This window comes from Actinomadura sp. 1N219 (assembly GCF_044326405.1).
Taxonomy (GTDB): Bacteria; Actinomycetota; Actinomycetes; order Streptosporangiales; family Streptosporangiaceae; genus Spirillospora.
Genome location: NZ_JBIRAY010000011.1, coordinates 33,492 through 50,662 on the forward strand (window position 1 = coordinate 33,492; position 17,171 = coordinate 50,662).

The window sequence follows — 17,171 nt, forward strand, 5'->3', positions numbered from 1 at the left end:
CGGGGTCGGTTCTCGTCATTATGACCCTAACTCCACTCCACCCGAACGCCCGCCCCCCCACATTCCACACAAACCCCACACAACCGGACCACCACCCACAGCCCAGAGGATGCGACCACGTCCCGGCCCAAAGAGCAGCCACGTCGAGCAAAGTCACCACACCCAACAAGGCCGCTGCGCTGAACACCCTCGTTGCGCCGAGCAAGCTCGAAACATCGGGCGAGGCCGCTACGCCAGAGGCCACCAACAAGACGAGCGTGGTCCCACGCCGGGCAAGGTCACCGCGTCGGACGAGGTCGCCGCGTCGGACGAGGTCGCCGCGTCGGACGAGGTCCCCGTGCCAGACGAGGTCCCCGTGCCGGACAAGGTCCCCGTGCCGGACAAAGTTGCCGTGCCGAGCGAGTCGCCGCGCCGGACGGGGTCGCCATGCCGAGCGAGTCGCTGCGCCGAGATGAAGGCGCCGAGACGAGCGAGGTCGTTGCATCAACGCGAGGTGGGTTACCTAAGGGCGAGCCCGTTGCTCGGGGCAAACCCCATCCATCGACGGGCGCTTCGCCGGACCGGCACGGCATCAGACCACACGGCGTCCGGGATGTGGGCGACTGGCGGGATCGGCGTCTGAGGAGATGCGCGTCCGGCGCATGGGCGTCCGGCAGCGTGGGCGTCCGGCAGCGTGGGCGTCCGAGGAGATGTGCGTCCGGCGGGAGGGACGTCCGGGGAGAGTGGAGTTGGACGAGGGTGGTGGGCTGGTGGGCTCGGCCTTGAGTTGGGTGGGTGGGTTAATGGTGGGTTCGGTCGCCGCGCGATTGGGAGGTGCCGGGGACGGGGGCGGCGGGGTCGGAATCCAGGGAGATGATCTTGTTGGAGCGGTCGACGTGGACGACGCGGGGGACGAACGCGCGGGCCTCGGCGTCGGTGAGCTGGGCGTAGCTGATGATGATGACCAGGTCGCCGGGCTGGACGAGGCGGGCGGCGGCGCCGTTGATGCCGATGACCCCGGAGCCGCGTTCGCCCGCGATCAAGTAGGTCTCCAGACGGGCGCCGTTGTCGATGTCCACGATCGAGACCTGCTCGCCGGGCAGCAGGTCTGCGGCGTCCATGAGGTCCTGGTCGATGGTCAGCGAGCCGACGTAGTGCAGGTCCGCCTGCGTCACGGTGGCGCGGTGGATCTTCGACTTGAACATCGTCCGGAACATCAGGGCTCCTCGGGGAACTGCAGGGGGACGTTGTCGATGAGATGGGTGGCGCCGACACGGCCGGCGGCGGCCAGGACGGCCGAGCCCACGTAGGGGGGTGTGATCGCGGTGAAGGTCGCGGGGTCGACCAGGACGAGATAGTCGATGAGGAGCGGCGGGTCGGCGGTCGCGGCCTTGTCGAGGACGGTGCTCGCCGCAGCGATGACCGCCTCGGGCCCTTCGGAGGTGGCGTCCGCGCCGGCCTGGAGGGCGCGCGACAGGGCGAGGGCGGTCTGGCGTTCGGCCTCGGAGAGGTAGCGGTTGCGACTCGAGAGGGCCAGGCCGTCCGGCTCCCGGACGGTCGGGCCGCCGACGATCTCGACGGGGACGTTCAGATCGGCGACCATCCGGCGGATCATCGCGAGCTGCTGCGCGTCCTTCTCACCGAAGATCGCCGCATCGGGACGGACGAGGTTGAGCAGCTTCAGCACGACGGTGAGCATCCCGTCGAAGTGGCCCGGCCGGGTGGCTCCCTCGACGATCTCACCCATGGGACCCGACTTGATCGTGACTTGCGGAGCGTCTGGATACATCACCGAGTGGGGCGGCGCGAAGACGAGGTCAACGCCTTCGGCGGTGCAGATCTCAAGGTCGGCGGCGAGCGTCCGGGGATAGCGGTCGAAATCCTCACCCGGGCCGAACTGAAGCGGGTTGACGAAGATGCTGACCGCGACCGCGTCCGCGCTTCGACGGGCCTGCTGGATCAGGGAGCGATGGCCTTCGTGCAGCGCCCCCATTGTCGGGACGAGCATCAGGGACCCTTTGATCCTGGAGCGGGCCTCAGCCAGTTCGTCCCGTGTCCGGGTGATCGTCGGTGTCACGATGTCCCCTCCACTGCCGCTAGACCTTGATGCCTCACCCCGGCGACCGCCGAGCTCACCGCAGGCACCGACCTACCCGCAGAGGCCGAGCCGCCAGCGGGCGCCCAGCTTCCAGCAGAGACCGGGCCACCATTGGATACAGAGCCTGCACGCATCGAGCCAGCCCTAGACACCGGGTTTCCCGCGAGCACCGGGATGCCGGTGGAGGTCTGAGCTCCACCGAAGGCCGAGCTACACGTGGGCTCTGGGGCTGCTGCGAGCGCCGGGCTTGCTACGGGCGCCGAGCCGGGCGCGAGCGCCGGGACCCCAACGGAAGCCCAGCTCCCGGCGGATACCGGGGTATCAGTGGAGGCCGAGAATCCGGGAGGCGCCGGGCTCCCCGCGATTGCGAGGCTGCGGACGAGCATCGGTTTCCCAACAGGCGACCGATTGCCGACGAGAGCTGAGCTACTCGCGGGCCCTGAGCCGGCCGGAAGCGCCGGGCTACCAGGGGGTGCCCAACCTCTTGCGGGACCCGCATCGCTGCCGGAGCCCGAGCAGCCTGCACGCACCGAACCGGCTGCAGGCGCTGGAGGGCCGACGAACACCCAGTTCCGGGTGGAGGCGGGGGTGCCAATGGAGACCGAGTAACCCGCGGGTGCCGGGCTTCCTGCCAGCGCCGGATTTCCTGCGGGTGTCGGGGTTTCCGGCGGCAGTTGGGTGCTGACGGGCGGCAGGATGCTCGCGGGCGCCGAGACTGCTGGGAACGCCGGGTGTCCAGCGGAAGTCAGGGGGGCGGTGGAGGCTCGGACTCCCGTGGGTGCCGGGCCTTCTGCACGGCCGGGGCGGTGGACGGGTGGCGGGTTGTCGGCGGAGGTTGGGGGTTCGGTGTGGGTTGGGTGCACGGTTCTTGTCCTGGTCAGTCGGCCAAGGCTTCTAGGAGGCGTTCGGCGTCCTCGGGCTTGAGCATTCCGGCGGCTAGGGCGCGGTCGGCGGTGAGGCGGGCCAGGGCTATGTAGGCGCGGCGGCTTTCGGGAGAGACCTTGGCCAGTTCGTCGACGTGGTCGGAGACGGTTCCGGCGTCGCCGCGGGCGACCGGGCCGGTGAGGCCGTCGATGCCCAGGCGGAGGCCGTTGTCGAGGGCGGCGCCGAGGAGGGGGCCGAGCATCCGGCCGGGTTCGGCGACGCCGGCGGTGCGGAGGAGGTTCATCGACTCGACGACCAGGGTGACCAGGTGGTTCGCGCCGCCGGCGAGGGCCGCGTGGTACAGCGGGCGCATCTCGTCGGTGATCCAGACGGGTTCGCCGCCCATCTCCACGACGAGCGCCTCCGCGACCGGGCGCAGCGGCTCGGGAGAAGTGACGCCGAACGAGATGCCGGCGAGCCGGTTCACGTCGTCCGGACGTCCGGTGAAGGTCATGACCGGGTGCAGGGCGAGGGGGAGGGCGCCGGCGCGGGTGAGAGGGTCGAGGACGGCGGTTCCGTAGCGCCCGCTGGTGTGCAGGACGAGCTTGCCCGTGACCGAAACGCCTGCGGACACCAGGCCGGACGCCAGTTCAGGCAGTTCGTCGTCCGGGACGGTCAGCAGCACCAGGTCGGCGGCCGCCACCACCTCGGGCGGGGTCGCGACGTCCGCGCCGGGGAGGCGTTCCGCCACGTGTGACCGCGACCGCTCGGACACGGCGGTCACGGCGATCACGCGGTGGCCGGCGCGGGACAGCGCGGCGCCGAGCGCCGTGCCGACGCGGCCGGCGCCGACGACGCCGACCGCGAGCCGCGCCGGCCTGTCCTCCGGCGTCGGTTCCGGCCCGTTTCCGGGCGCGGCGAAGGGAGGCGTGACGTGTGGGTCCATCGGTTCGTTCCAGTCCTCACAGGTAGGTACCGGACGTGCGCGAACCAGGGTACCCGCGGGTCCGGGGCACGCCGCCCGGCGGGTGGCGGTGCGGGGCGGCGGTCGCCGTCCCGCACCCCATTCAGTCATGCGACAGGGACTCCACGATGGACGTTCTCGCGGCGCGCCGCGCGGGCATCACGGCGGCGGCCGTCCCGGCGAGGCCCGCGAGGACGACGAACGCGGCGACCTGCAGGTAGGGCAGCGAGAAGACGGAGTCGGAGGCCATCGCGTTCGTCGCCGCCCACCCGAACGCCACCCCGAGCACGACCCCGGTGAGCGCGCCGATCACGGCCATGACCAGCGCTTCGACGGACAGCATCCGGCGGAGCTGCCGTTTGGTGAGGCCGAGGGCGCGCAGCAGCGCCGACTCGCGGGTGCGTTCGACGACGGAGAGGGTCAGCGTGTTGGCGATGCCGAACAGCGCGATGACGATCGCCAGGCCGAGCAGCCCTCCGAAGATCATCAGCATCATGTCGACGGCCTTCGTCATCGACTCCTTGAACTCGGCGCTGGAGGTCACCTTCGCGGCCGGGTAGGGCTGCGCGGCGCCCTCCACGGCCCTGCGGGCATCGGACGCGCGCACGCCGTCATGGGTCTTGACGTAGATCGCCGCCGGGTCGCGGGCGCTGAAGTATCGGGTGAAGTCGGGTTCGGGGACGACGATTCCGTCCAGGCCGGTGCCCGGCGCGTAGACCGCCGTGATCTTCACCGGGGTGGCGCCTTGCGCGGTCTTCATCTGGACGGTCTTTCCTATGGCCAGGCCGCGGATTTTGGCTGTGTCGGCGTCCACCATGGCGGTGCCCGGCTTCTGTGCCGCATCCAGGGAACCTTCCGTTATCTCGGGTTTCACGATCGCGCCTAGGGCGGACGCGGTGATGGTGGCGACGTCCTCGTCCTTCCCTGCGACCTTGGTCTCCTGCCGGTGCATCTCGATGACATCGGCGACCTCGGGGCGGTTGCGCAGTGTTCTGGCAAGCGCGCGCGGGACGGTCCCCTCGAAGTCCTGCGTCCGGATCTGGAATTCGACGGGGAACTGCTCCTCCAGCTTGTGCGTCGCGGTCGCCTTCCCGCTGGCCGCGATCACCGCGAACAGGCTCATCAGCCCGACGCCGACGGTCAGCGCGATCGTGGTGGTCGCGGTGCGGCGGGGAGCGCGCTGCGCGTTGGCCACGGCCAGCCGTCCCGGCACGCCGCCGAGCCGCGCCGGCGCCGCGCCCGCGAACCCTCCGAGCGGCCGGACGAGCGCTGGCATCATCGCGATCACCGCGAGGAAGGACACGCCGCCGGCGAGCGCGACCACGAACATCGCGGCCTGGCCCTTCGGCATGGCGAGCGAGCCGAGCGCCCCGATGGCCAGGCCCGCGAGGCCGAGGACGAGAGCGATCGCCGTGCGCGGCCTGCCGAGACGGAACCGTCCGCTGCCCGGCTCCAGTTCCGAGCGCAGCGCGGCGACGGGCGCGATGCGGGTCGCCGCGCGGGCCGGCAGGAGGGCCGACACGACGGTCACGATGACGCCCACCGCGAGGCCGATCACGATCGTCCGCGGGGCGAGGGACGTCCCGGACGGTCCTGTCGTGGCGAGGTCGGCGTCCAACTGCCTGATCCCGACGAGGGCGCCCGCGCCGAGGCCGACGCCGGCGGCGAGGCCCAGCAGCGAACCGATCAGCCCGACCACCGCGGACTCGACCAGGACGCCGCCGAAGATCTGCCTGCGGGTCGCGCCGACGCAGCGCAGCAGCGCCATCTCCCGCATCCGCTGCGCGATCAGGATGGCGAACGTGTTGTAGATGACCAGGGCGGACACCAGCATCGCGACCAGTCCGAAGATCAGCAGCCCAGTGCGGATGATCTTCGTGTCGGCGCCCGCCGCCTTCGCCAGCTTCGTCCCCAGCTCCGCGCCGCTGTAGACGCGAGCGGACGCGTCGTTGGCGCCTCCCGCCTTCACGGCCGACTCGATCGCCGCGCGGTTCCCGCCCGCGACGTCGATCTCCGCGTACGTCGTCTTGCCGGTCATCGCCGTCGCGGTCGCGGGGTCGAAGCCCACGCCACCGCGGAAGCTCGCCTCCTGGTCGATGCCGAAATCGACCAGCCCGACGACGTTGAACCGGTGCGGGCGGTTCTGCTTGTCCAGGATCGTCACCGCATCGCCGACGGCGTAGCCTTCCCGCTCGGCCAATTCGGTGTCGAGGACGGTCTCGCCGCCTGACGGAGGACGTCCCCTATCGAACTCGTAGCGCAGCAGCCGCCCGGACGGCACGGACATACCGACAGTGGGGAAATCGCCGACCGCCTTACCGTCCTTGCCGACGAGGGCTGCGTCGCCCATGACCATGCCGTGCACGTCCGTCACGCCGGGTACTGCGCGAACCCGGCTGAGTGTGTCGGCGCTCAGGTCCTCCTCTGCGTCGTCGTCGGGGAGCACTGCGAAATCGACTTTGTCGGCCGAACGCGCGAACGTCTTGGCGACGCCCTTGTCCATCGTGTCGGTGAGGACGAACGTCCCTGAGATGAAACCGACGCCGAGCGTGATCGCGATCGCCGTCAGAAGCAACCGCAGCTTGTGGGCGCGCAGGCCCGCCAGAGTCGTCCTCAGCATCACGCCCCCAGGCTCTTCAGCCGGTCGAGAACGGCCTCGGGCGTCGGCTGGACGATCTCCGACACGATCTCGCCGTCACGCAGGAACACCACCCGGTCGGCGTACGAGGCGGCCACCGGGTCATGGGTGACCAGCACGATCGTCTGCCCCATTTCGCGGACGGACGCGCGCAGGAACCCCAGGACCTCCGCGCCCGCCCGGGAGTCGAGGTTGCCGGTCGGCTCGTCCGCGAAGATCACCTCGGGGCGGGCGACGATCGCGCGGGCGCACGCCACCCGCTGCTGCTGCCCGCCCGACAGCTCGCTCGGCCGGTGCCGCAGCCGATCGCCCAGCCCGAGGACGTCCACGACGTGGCCGAACCACGCCCGGTCGGGCTTGCGGCCCGCGAGTTCGAGCGGGAGCAGGATGTTCTGCTCGGCCGTCAGCGTCGGCAGCAGGTTGAACGCCTGGAACACGAACCCGACGCGGTCACGGCGCAGCATCGTCAGCTGCCGGTCGCCCATGCCGGTGATCTCGGCGTCGCCGAGGACGACCCGTCCGGACGTGACGGTGTCCAGCCCGGCGAGGCAGTGCATCAGCGTCGACTTCCCCGACCCGGACGGCCCCATGATCGCCGTGAACGCGCCCCTGTCGAACCCGACGCTGACCCCGCGCAACGCGTGGACCGCCGCGTCACCGGACCCGTACACCTTCGACACACCCTCGGCCGTGACGGCCGGCGGCACTGCGGGCCCCGGGACTCCCCCAGGCGGATCGGTGAACGTGCTGGTCACGGCGACTCCTCGATGGCTCGGACAGGACGGTGACCACGCTAGAAAGCCGAGCCGCGCCTGCCATCCGTCCGGCGGCCACGATTCCCGTCAACCTCGCGCCTACGAACCGCCCTCTCGTACGACCTGAGTCGTACGAACCCGTCCGACCTCCCACCGACACCGCCCCGACCGCCCCACTTGAACCTTGTCGGACGCCTACCGGACACGCCCATGGGCACCCACCGAATTCGCACGCATGCCCCCACCAAACCCACTCGTGAGTGCCGGCCGAACTCGCTCGCAGACACCCACCAGAGCCGCTCGTGGATACCCCTCGTCAGCGCCCACTGAATCCGTCCGTGAGCGTCCGCCGAATTCACTCGCAGACACCCACCAAACCGCTCACGGACACCGCTGGCTAGCGCCCACCCAACCCGCCCGCGAGCGTCCGCCGAATTCACTCGTGGACGGCCGCCGAACACTCGCGGGCACCCGCTGACCCGCCAACGGATACCCACCGAGCCTCCTCGTGAGCGCCCGCCAAAAGCGCTGATGGACGCCCCCGCCGGACGTTCTCGTGAACCCCCCGCCGGACCCTCTCGCGGGCGTCTCGACGAACACCCTCATAAACAACCGTCGAACACTCTGGTGGACGCCTGCCGAACACTCGTGAGCGCTCGCCGAACGAGCTTTTCGTGCTTGGCGGACGTGTTCGGGGCACCCACAGGCGTGCTTCGTGGGCACTTGCCTGATGCGCTGTGAACGGCTACCGGACGTGCACACACCGGAAAGGACGGCCCAGCGGTAACGCGCGGTGTAATGCGGAAGCGCCGGAGACCCCTTTGGGGTTCCGACGCTTCAGCGATGGGCGCGAACGCCCGTTCATCAGGACACATGGATGTCATCCCGATGCAGTGCAGCAGCCGTATCCTCCGGCTCCTGCCAGGATGAAGCTCAGTTCTTGACGGACGCACCGCCCTTGCAACCAGCCTGCGCCTGGCCGATGACCGCGATCGCATTGCCGCAGACGTTCACCGGGATCGAGATCGGCGCGATCACCTGGGTGCCGCCCAGGATCGAGTGATCACCGCTGGTCTTGTTGTGGTTGAAGGAGCCGTGACCTTTACCGTGGCCGTGACCTTTGCCGTGGCCACCGCCGTAGACACCGGCGTACGCGGGCGTCGAGGCCAGGGCGGCGCCGGCGACCGCGAAGCCGAGGATGCCGGTGGCGGCAAGCTTCTTGAACACGAGAGTCCTCCCGTACGTGGGCTTAGCAGGCCCGATCTGACAATTGCCGACGTCGCGCGATAAGGCGGCGTCGCGTACGGTAGCTACCCAGCTACTCTCGGCTAGATCGAAGTCAATCCCCATGATGATGGCAAATGGTCATCACGGAGTGACAATCTCGCTACACCGGGCCGTCTCTTTGGCCGCTTTTGACCAGACCTGTCTCATAGGCGAAGACGACCGCCTGGACCCGGTCGCGTAGGCCGAGCTTCATCAGAATCCGCCCCATATGCGTCTTGACGGTGGCCTCTGAGACGTACAACCGCTCAGCGATCTCTGCGTTCGACATCCCGCGGGCGACGAGCCTGAGCACCTCACCCTCCCGCTCGGTGAGGCTCTCCAGCGCCACGTCCGCCTTCTCCTCCGCGTCCGGCAGATGCACCGCGAACCGGTCCAGCAGCCGCTTCGTCGTGCTCGGCGCCACAACCGCGTCCCCTGAATGCACCGCCTTGATCGCCTCGATCAGCTGCGACGGTCCCGCGTCCTTCAGCAGGAAGCCGCCCGCCCCCGCCTTGATCGCCGCGAACGCGTACTCGTCGAGGTCGAACGTGGTCAGGATGACGACCTTCGGCCCGGACTGCGCCACCACCCTCCGCGTCGCCTCTATCCCGTCCATGCGCGGCATCCGGACGTCCATGAGCACCACGTCCGCCTGCGTCCCACGCAGCAGTTCGAGTGCCTGAACACCGTCGCCGGCCTCGCCGACGACCTCGATGTCCGGCTGCGCGTCCAGCACCATCGTGAACCCGGCCCGCACCAGTTCCTGGTCGTCGACCAGCACCACGCGGATGGGAGCCACCACGCCGTCAACTTCCGTCATGCACACTCCCTATGGGACGACCTCGTCGGTCGGCCGAAACTCGCGCCGTCAATCAGGGCGACACTCGCGCCTCAATCAAGGCGACGCTCGCACCACCGATCACGGCAAGACTCGTGCCGTCAATCAAGGGCGACGCTCACGCCGTCGTTCAAGGCAGCATTCGCGCCGGTCGGTCAGGTGAGGCCCGCACCTTCAACGGTCGCAGCCTGGCTGCCGTCTGCGTCGCCCATGCCCCTCGCCGTCACCGTCCAGCTCGGAAAGGCCCGGAAAGGCCCGGAACGGCTCGGAGGGCAACTGGCCCCCTCCACACCACCGCACGTCCAACCGCCTCATTTCCGTCATGCCGCGCCAACCTCCTCGTGTACCGGGATCCTTGCGACCACCTCGAAGCCGCCACCTGGACGAGGCGCCGCCCGGACGCTGCCTCCATACACGGCGACGCGCTCCCGCATCCCAGCGAGACCGTGGCCCCGCCCGTCGTCGGGGGCGGCGGCACCGCGACCGTCATCGTCCACCCGGATCTCCAGCGCGTCGCCCGCATACCGCAACCGGATCGACACGGCCGCGCGCGGGCCACCGTGCTTGAGCGTATTGGTCAGCGCCTCCTGGACGATCCGGAAGACCGTCAACTGGCGTCCCTCCGACATGACCGCGGGTGTCCCGTCCACCTCGAACGTCACCGGAATTCCGGACGCACGGACCTGCTCCACCAGTTCGTCGATCTGCGCCACTCCCGGCTGTGGTGCGAACACGCCCGCATCGTCGTTCTCGCGTAGGACGCCCAGGAGCCGTCGCATCTCCGCCAGCGCCAGCCGTCCCGTCGAGGAGATCGTCTCCAGGGCCTGCCTGGCCCGTCCAACATCGGTCTCGATGGCGTAGGACGCGCCGTCGGCCTGCACCACGATCACGCTGACGTTGTGCGCCACGACATCGTGAAGCTCGCGGGCTATACGGGCGCGTTCTGCGGCCATTGCCATCTTGACCTCGTTGTCGCGTTCATGCTCCAGCCGCTCGGCCCGCTCCTCCACCGAGCGCAGATACGCACGGCGCGTACGCATGTGCAGGCCGAGGAGCCACACACCGGCTACGACCACCGTCAGCATGACGAATGTGTACTTCCTGTCGTCCGCGCCCTCCGGATAACGCCATGTCGCCATAGCCGCGCCCACCTCGCTGCTCAACACCGCCGCCAGCCCCCACCGGAACGAGCACCCGGCCGCGACCGTGTAAAGACCCATCAGGACGGCGACGTTGGCCGGCACGGGGATCACGTTCAGCACGCACTGCACGAACGAGATCAGCGCGACCCCGGCGAAGACCGCGCGCGGGAAGGTACGGCGCAGGACGAGCGGTGCCGTCAGCACGACCGCCATCAACGCGTACGTGCCCCTGCCGACCCCGTACGAGTCCCCGACCAGTCCGGGGAGGGAGAAGAACAGCAGGGGAGCCGCGAAGAACGCGTCGACCAGGGGCTTCCTGCCCCGCAGCCAATCCCACGCCCGCACGACCATGCCGACAGCGTACGTACCCGCAGTTCAGCCCGGATCAGCCGCAGGTCGGACCCACGTCCGCCTCAAGGATGGCCGACCACCTCCAGGCACAGGCGACAAAACCAAAGACTCACCTCGAGCCTCCCAGGATGCCGTCCGCCCCAGGCTCGCCAGGCCCAAGACGAGCGTCCGACTCCAGGGCACACCTAGCGGCGTTCAGACCACCACCCAACCCAGCATGGGCCGCCCAGCCCCAGCACGGGTGTCCAGCCCGCGAGTCGCTGACGGTGCCGGGGGCCGGTCGCGCGGACCATGTCCGCCCAGCCCCCAGGATGGGCGTCCAGCCCCAGGCTCCCCCGCCAAGCGTTGCAGGAAGGGCGCCCGACTCCCGACACTCCGACCGGCCTCCAGACTCACCTCCCAACCCCAGCCTGGGCCGCCTAGCCCCAGACTCACCACCCAGCCCCAGGATGGGCCGCCCAGCCCCCGGGCTCGCCCGCCAGGCCTTGCAGGATGGGTGTCCGACTCCCGACACTCCGACCGGCCTCCAGACGCACCTCCCAACCCCAGCCTGGGCCGCCTAGCCCCAGACTCACCACCCAGCCCCAGGATGGGCCGCCCAGCCCCCGGGCTCGCCCGCCAGGCCTTGCAGGATGGGTGTCCGACTCCCGCCCCGCCTACCGACGTCCAGACTCACACCCAACCCCCAGCATGGGCCGCCTGCCCCAGACTTGCCGACCAGTCCTCAGGATGCGTGGCCCTTGGACAGTGTCACTAGCGCGCCGGTGTCGGTGGTGAGGTAGCGGACGAACTCCTAGCTCGACTGGGCGGGCTTGGCGCCGCGCGGGATCTCGATCACGGTGTCGGCGATGAAGCCGCCGACGCACGACGACTGCTTGTCGGCGTCCGGCCTCCAGGATGGGCGTTCGCGACTCGTCGCCCACGGTAACGTCACCCTCGTGGAGGCGTTGGTTACCGAGTGGCTGCCCTGGCGCACTGCGATGGAGCGCGCACTGTACGGAGAAGGCGGTTTCTACCGGCGCGGCGAGCGTCCCGCTGAGCATTTCCGCACCTCGGTGCACGCCTCCCCGCGGTTCGCGCTCGCCATCGCACGTCTCCTCGTCGAGGTCGACGCCCTGCTCGGCCGGCCCGACCGGGTGGACGTCGTCGACATCGGCGCGGGCTCGGGACGCCTGCTGAGCAACATCCTTGCGTGCGTCCCTCCCGACTTGGCGGCTCGGTTAGCTCCGACCGCGGTGGAGATCGCGCCGCGTCCATCTGACACCCCCTCACAAATCGTCTGGCGAAGCGAGTTGCCGGACCGCATCACCGGTCTCGCCGTGGCGAACGAGTGGCTCGACAATGTGCCCTTGGACGTCGTCGAACGCACTCCTGACGGCGTCCGTACGGTGCTGGTTCAACCGTCCACAGGCACCGAACGTCCTGGGCCGGCACCGTCCGACGAGGATGGTGACTGGCTTGAGGACTGGTGGCCCCTTCGCGAACCTGGTGACCGCGCTGAGATCGGCCATCCACGTTGTGCCGCCTGGGCCTCCGTGGTCGGACGAGTCTCGCGGGGGCTCGCGCTGGCCGTGGACTACTCGCACTCTCGCGAGTCGCGTCCCGTGTACGGCACGTTGACGGGCTACCGCGACGGCCTGACCGTCCCCGCCGTCCCGGACGGCTCCTGCGACGTCACCGCCCACGTCGCCCTCGATGCCTGCACGGCGGCCGGAGAACGCGCCGGCGCCACGTCCACCCTCCTGACGACCCAGCGCAACGCCCTGCGAGCCCTCGGCCTCTCCGGCGCACGTCCGCCATTGGACCTGGCCCACCACGACCCCCGCTCCTACGTGGCCGCACTCTGCCACGCCGGCGAAGACGCCGAGCTGACCGACCCGTCCGGCCTAGGCGGCTTCGGCTGGCTCGCTCAGACCATAGACATCCCCCTCCCCACCGTTCTGACCGCGTAGCCGCCGCTGTCCCTGCACACCCTCAACCTCTCGAAAGACCCGTCCTGAGGCCGGGCCGACCCGGGCACTCAGCGCTCCCCATGCAAGGCCCCCTCAGGCCCCGTAAATCGAACCCCCGCTTCCATCGCGGCTCAGCGGCCAACCTCGCCCTCCCCACACCCGACGGATGTGCCAGTCCTGAGACCCCGTCGACGCCCAGCACTCGACGCTCCACGTGCAAGACCCTTCAACTCGCCGCAACACGAAACCGAGATTCACTGCCGTTCGACGGACAGCCCGACCCTCCTCCACGGCCCGGCTGTAGGACCAGTTCTGAGGCCGGCGCGGCGGCGGGGGGTCAGCGTTCCACGTGGAGGGCCTTTAGGCCGCGTAGGACGAAGCCGGGCTTCCATTGCGGTTCGGCGGACAGGCGGAGGTCGGGGGCGAGGCGGAGAAGCGCTCCGTAGGACTCGGCTAGTTCGATCCGGGCGAGCGGGGCGCCGAGGCAGTAGTGGATGCCGAGGCCGAACGTGATGTGCGGGTTCGGGTCGCGCGACAGGTCGAGCCGGTCGGGGTCGGCGAACACCTCAGGGTCGCGGTTGGCGGACGCGAACTGCAGCGCGACCTCGGACCCGCGCGGAAGGGGGACGCCGGCGACGGTGATGTCCTCCAGGACCCAGCGCTCGAACATCGGCGCCGGCGTGTCGTAGCGCATCAGTTCCTCGACGGCCGTGGGGATGAGTGACGGATCGGCCCGCAGCCGCTCCAGCTCGCCGGGGTTGCGGAACAGCGCCCACCAGCCGTTGCCGGTCGCGTTGACGGTCGCCTCATGACCGGCGTTGAGCAGCAGGACGCAGGTGCCGATCAGCTCGTCCTCGGTGAGCCTGTCGCCTTCGTCCGCGACGTGGGCGAGGGCGGTGATGAGGTCGTCGCGCGGCTCGTCGCGGCGGGTGCGGGCCAGACGACGGAGGTAGTCGGAGAACTCGGCGGCGGCGCGGACGGCCGTCCGCTGAACCTCGGGCGGCGGGTTCAGTTCGTACATGCCGCAGATGTCGGCGGACCACGGGCGCAGGAGGTACCGGTCCTCCACCGGAATGCCGAGCATCTCGGCGATCACGTTGACCGGCAGCGGCTCGGCGACTTCGGCGAGGAGGTCGCCGCCGCCCTTGGCGGCCAGCGCCCCGGCCAGGTCGCCCGCGAGCCGTTTGATGGTCGGACGCAGCCCCTCCACCATGCGGGCGGTGAACGCCTTGGCCACGAGGCGCCGCAGCCGGGTGTGGGTGGGCGGTTCCATGTCCAGCATGCCGGCCCTGACGAGGTCCCAGAACGGTTTGAGGAAGTCGGCCTCCGGCTCCTGGCCGAACTCCTCATGGCTCCCGATGTGGAGATACGTCCGTCCGAGCCGACGGTCCCTTAACAGGGCGTCCACGTCCTCGTATCGGCTGATCACCCACTGGCCGGTGGGTTCGTCGAAGAACACGGGACGGTCGGCGCGGAGCCGCTCGAACGCCGGATAGGGGTTCGCCACGAACTCCGGGGACCAGGGGTCATAGGCCAAAACACTCATGTCTGACGATATTCGCATCTCATGCACTTCCCGGCCACACCTTTCTGCCGCCGACCACTGTGAAATGGCGGCGCCGACGTTCCAAGTGCGTCGATAACGTCGGCGCACGCTCCGCGTCTCGGTTGAAAGGGGTCGATGCGCGCCCACCCGCGGACGCGTGCCGAGCTGGTCGGTCATCTCCGAACGCGCCGCCGCCCACCCGTCCTCCAGCGGAAGAGTCAGCCTTGTGGGGCCACGCATGGTCTCGGATCTGATGTCGCTCTGCCGATGCACGAGAGACATGGGCGCCCGCCGAGGGTGAACCGGACGAGCTGTCTGCAGGCTGCGCGAACATTCGCTACTCCCCGGTGGTGCCGATGGCGGGTGGTCGGCCCGCCCTCCCCCCAGCGGACGGGCCGACCGAGATCCATGTTGGAGGAGCGCGAGCCGGCCCGGAAGTAGAACGAGATTCTGTGGATAAAGGGGGTCAGCGGGCCCAGCGGGCCGGGTCCCCGCCGGCCCGGCGGGCGGCCAGGGCACGGCGGGCGGTCGATTCCACGATGGCGCGCGCCTCGCCCAGTTCGCGGTCGGTCGCGGCGACCTGCACCGGGCCGGGAGGCGCGTCAACGTGGACGGTGGCCAGTCCGAAGAGGCGCTGGAACGGGTTCATGGTGAGCCGGACGCTCTGCGCGCGCGCGTGGGCGATCACGTCCGTGCGACGGCAGGGCCAGCCGTGCCGGGTCACGAAGACGACATCGTCTGTGCCCGCGCCCTCCGCACGGTCGATCGCCACTGCCTTGGACGACGCGGGAACAAGAGACACCGCGTCGACATGGGTTCCTGGGAACACCTGCGAGACGAGATGCATTGCGACGTGCCGGGGCGCCACGGGCAGGAGGGTCGACGACAACGCCTGGCGCTCACCCGCGTACCCGGCGACGGTGACCTCGACGCGGGCCCAGCCCAGGGAGCGCCAGATCGCCGGTTCGACGATGCTGACGGCCTGGACGCGTCCCGGTGGGAGCGTCTGCATCCGGGTCTCCAGGAGGCCGTAGCGGAGCCGGATCCCGTCCGGGGACATGGCGACCGTGAAGTTGGCGTACATCACGAGGGGCGCGATCACGGCGCGGATGAGCGCGAGCAGGACGGGGATGGTGACGGCCAGGATGCCGCCCTCCGTGTACATCACCAGGAACAGCAGGGACGCGAAGAAGAGCAGTACCGTCCCAAGGACGGGCAACCGCACGACCAGCGACCCCAGCAGAGCGCCGAACGGAACGCGCCACAGGTGACGTTCGGGCGCCTCGGGCGTGTGGCCGGGCAGCCCGGCCGCGCGTGCCAGGAGTTCGGCGCGCAATTGCAGAGCGGAATGCCGCCCCAGATAGCGGAGCGCGATCTCGCTGTGCGCACCGCCTGCCAGTTCCACGCGCACTTCGGCAAGGGCGAACACGCGAGTTACCAGGGGACGGACGAGATCTATGGCCTGGATGCGCGAAAGCGGGATTCGACGCCTGTTCTTGCGGAGCAGACCGGTCTCAACGACCAGGTCGTCACCGTCCACGCGGAAACGTACGGCAAGCCACGTCCAGAGGCCCGTTCCTACTGCGATCAGTCCCATCGGGATACTCACGATGAGGAACCTGGTAATCACTACCGGAGTGAGCGCCAGCGTTATGCCGTCCTCCGTCTGGCTCAGCAGCAGAGGAAAACCGAGCAGGACGAAGTAGATGATGAGGAAAATGAACGCGCGCAGTGGTGCCGTCGCCCAGTGGAGCCTATGCGTCCCCTCGGAGAACCGGATCGGTGGACGAGAGCCCGGCGGTGGGCTGTAGCCGTAGGGCGGACGAGGCGGCCCATAAGGCTGGCCGGGCGGAGGACCATGAGGTGGACGTGGCCCATAGGGCGGGCCGCCATTCGGCGGCCCATGCGGCCCGGGCTGCCCTGACGGCCTATAGGGGCCGGGCCGCCCTGACGGACCGTAGGGACCGGGCTGACCCGATGGACCATAAGGGCCGGGCTGACCTGACGGACCGTACGGTCCGGGCTGCGTAGGCCGTCCATAGGGGCCGGGGTGGCCTGGTGGGCCGTAAGGGCCGCTCATAGGCCCATGCTCCGTTCCTCGCCCTTCTGGGCGAGGCGGTCGCGCAGTTGGGCGGCTTCAGAGGCGGGCAGGCCCGGGATGGTGGCGTCGGTAGCCGCGGCGGCAGTGTGCATACGGACGGTGGCGATGCCCATCCACCGCTCCAGGAGTCCTGCGGTGACGTCCACGAACTGCATCCGCCCGTAGGGGACGACGATGAGCCGCTTGACCAAAACCCCGTGGGTGACGATGAGGTCGTCCGCACGCTCCGCGTAGCCGTACGCCCGGCGGTCGAGTTCGGCCATCAGCCAGGTGAGGACCGCCCCGAACCCGACTGCCGCGACCCACATGGCGGCCGGGACCACGCCACCGTTCCTCCAGACGATGAACGCACCGACAGCACCCACCGGAATCGCCCAGAGGACAGCGGTGAGAAGCCTGTGCAGGGCATGGCGTTTCGAGATGGGCGACCAATGCAGGCCGCCGCCGGCCGCGAACGCCTGGTCCGCTCTGTAGACGGGCTGCCCGGACGGCCGATTCTGGTCCGGCGAGTAGTGTGCCGGTACCTGGCCTTGACCGGGAGGATTCGGCGGTTGTCCGCCGTGCCCTGGGCCCGAAGGCAGCGGCGGATGTGCCGCGCCCTGGGCTCCAGAGTTCGCGGCGGGCTCGAATGGCGGTTCGCCGTAGCTCGCGTTCATCGCCTCCTAGTCAATCGGATA

The 17,171-nt window shown here is 69.7% G+C and carries 13 protein-coding genes; 1 reads left to right on the forward strand and 12 read right to left on the reverse strand.

Annotated features, from left to right (window positions below; translation table 11 throughout):
* Nucleotides 1-779: 779 nt before the first annotated feature.
* The 9 genes from panD to ACH35V_RS29385 all read right to left on the reverse strand — a co-directional run bounded on the left by panD (nt 780) and on the right by ACH35V_RS29385 (nt 11,829).
* Nucleotides 780-1,196, reverse strand: coding sequence for an aspartate 1-decarboxylase (panD, locus tag ACH35V_RS29345; RefSeq protein WP_395977124.1), 417 nt, complete (start codon nt 1,194-1,196; stop codon nt 780-782).
* The gene (gene panC, locus ACH35V_RS29350; RefSeq protein WP_395977126.1) at nt 1,196-2,056 is read right to left on the reverse strand and encodes a pantoate--beta-alanine ligase; all 861 of its coding nucleotides are present in this window, start codon (nt 2,054-2,056) and stop codon (nt 1,196-1,198) included. Before panC ends, panD begins: the two co-directional genes overlap by 1 nt.
* A gap of 898 nt (nt 2,057-2,954) precedes the next feature.
* Entirely contained in the window at nt 2,955-3,887 is a 933-nt protein-coding gene (locus tag ACH35V_RS29355; protein WP_395977128.1) for a Rossmann-like and DUF2520 domain-containing protein, read from the reverse strand.
* 121 nt (nt 3,888-4,008) lie between these two features.
* Nucleotides 4,009-6,525, reverse strand: a complete 2,517-nt coding sequence (locus ACH35V_RS29360; RefSeq protein WP_395977130.1) for an ABC transporter permease — start codon at nt 6,523-6,525, stop codon at nt 4,009-4,011.
* Nucleotides 6,525-7,298 carry an ABC transporter ATP-binding protein gene (locus ACH35V_RS29365; RefSeq protein ID WP_395977132.1) on the reverse strand — a complete coding sequence of 258 codons (774 nt, stop codon included), beginning with the start codon at nt 7,296-7,298 and terminating at the stop codon, nt 6,525-6,527. The genes ACH35V_RS29360 and ACH35V_RS29365 overlap by 1 nt, the downstream gene beginning before the upstream one ends.
* Nucleotides 7,299-8,231: 933 nt before the next feature.
* Nucleotides 8,232-8,525, reverse strand: coding sequence for a chaplin family protein (locus tag ACH35V_RS29370; protein WP_395977134.1), 294 nt, complete (start codon nt 8,523-8,525; stop codon nt 8,232-8,234).
* Nucleotides 8,526-8,685: 160 nt separating this feature from the next.
* Nucleotides 8,686-9,384: a response regulator gene (locus tag ACH35V_RS29375; RefSeq protein ID WP_395977136.1), complete on the reverse strand. Its 699-nt coding sequence runs from the start codon at nt 9,382-9,384 to the stop codon at nt 8,686-8,688.
* A gap of 338 nt (nt 9,385-9,722) precedes the next feature.
* Nucleotides 9,723-10,895, reverse strand: a complete 1,173-nt coding sequence (locus ACH35V_RS29380) for a sensor histidine kinase (RefSeq protein ID WP_395977138.1) — start codon at nt 10,893-10,895, stop codon at nt 9,723-9,725.
* Between the two features lie 793 nt (nt 10,896-11,688).
* Nucleotides 11,689-11,829, reverse strand: coding sequence for a hypothetical protein (locus ACH35V_RS29385; protein ID WP_395977140.1), 141 nt, complete (start codon nt 11,827-11,829; stop codon nt 11,689-11,691).
* A 4-nt stretch (nt 11,830-11,833) separates the two neighbouring features.
* Here ACH35V_RS29385 and ACH35V_RS29390 point away from each other — a divergent pair, with 4 nt between their 5' ends.
* Complete coding sequence (locus ACH35V_RS29390) at nt 11,834-12,847, forward strand: SAM-dependent methyltransferase (protein ID WP_395977142.1); 1,014 nt, start codon at nt 11,834-11,836, stop codon at nt 12,845-12,847.
* Nucleotides 12,848-13,184: 337 nt separating this feature from the next.
* Here the strand turns inward: ACH35V_RS29390 and ACH35V_RS29395 are convergent, their stop codons facing one another.
* From ACH35V_RS29395 to ACH35V_RS29405, 3 genes are all read right to left on the reverse strand, one after another.
* Complete coding sequence (locus ACH35V_RS29395; protein ID WP_395977144.1) at nt 13,185-14,393, reverse strand: cytochrome P450; 1,209 nt, start codon at nt 14,391-14,393, stop codon at nt 13,185-13,187.
* 466 nt (nt 14,394-14,859) lie between these two features.
* Nucleotides 14,860-16,473 (reverse strand): PH domain-containing protein, encoded by a 1,614-nt coding sequence (locus ACH35V_RS29400; RefSeq protein ID WP_395977146.1) that lies wholly within the window; start codon nt 16,471-16,473, stop codon nt 14,860-14,862.
* Complete coding sequence (locus ACH35V_RS29405) at nt 16,470-16,817, reverse strand: PH domain-containing protein (protein ID WP_243719182.1); 348 nt, start codon at nt 16,815-16,817, stop codon at nt 16,470-16,472. Before ACH35V_RS29405 ends, ACH35V_RS29400 begins: the two co-directional genes overlap by 4 nt.
* Between the last annotated feature and the right edge of the window lie 354 nt (nt 16,818-17,171).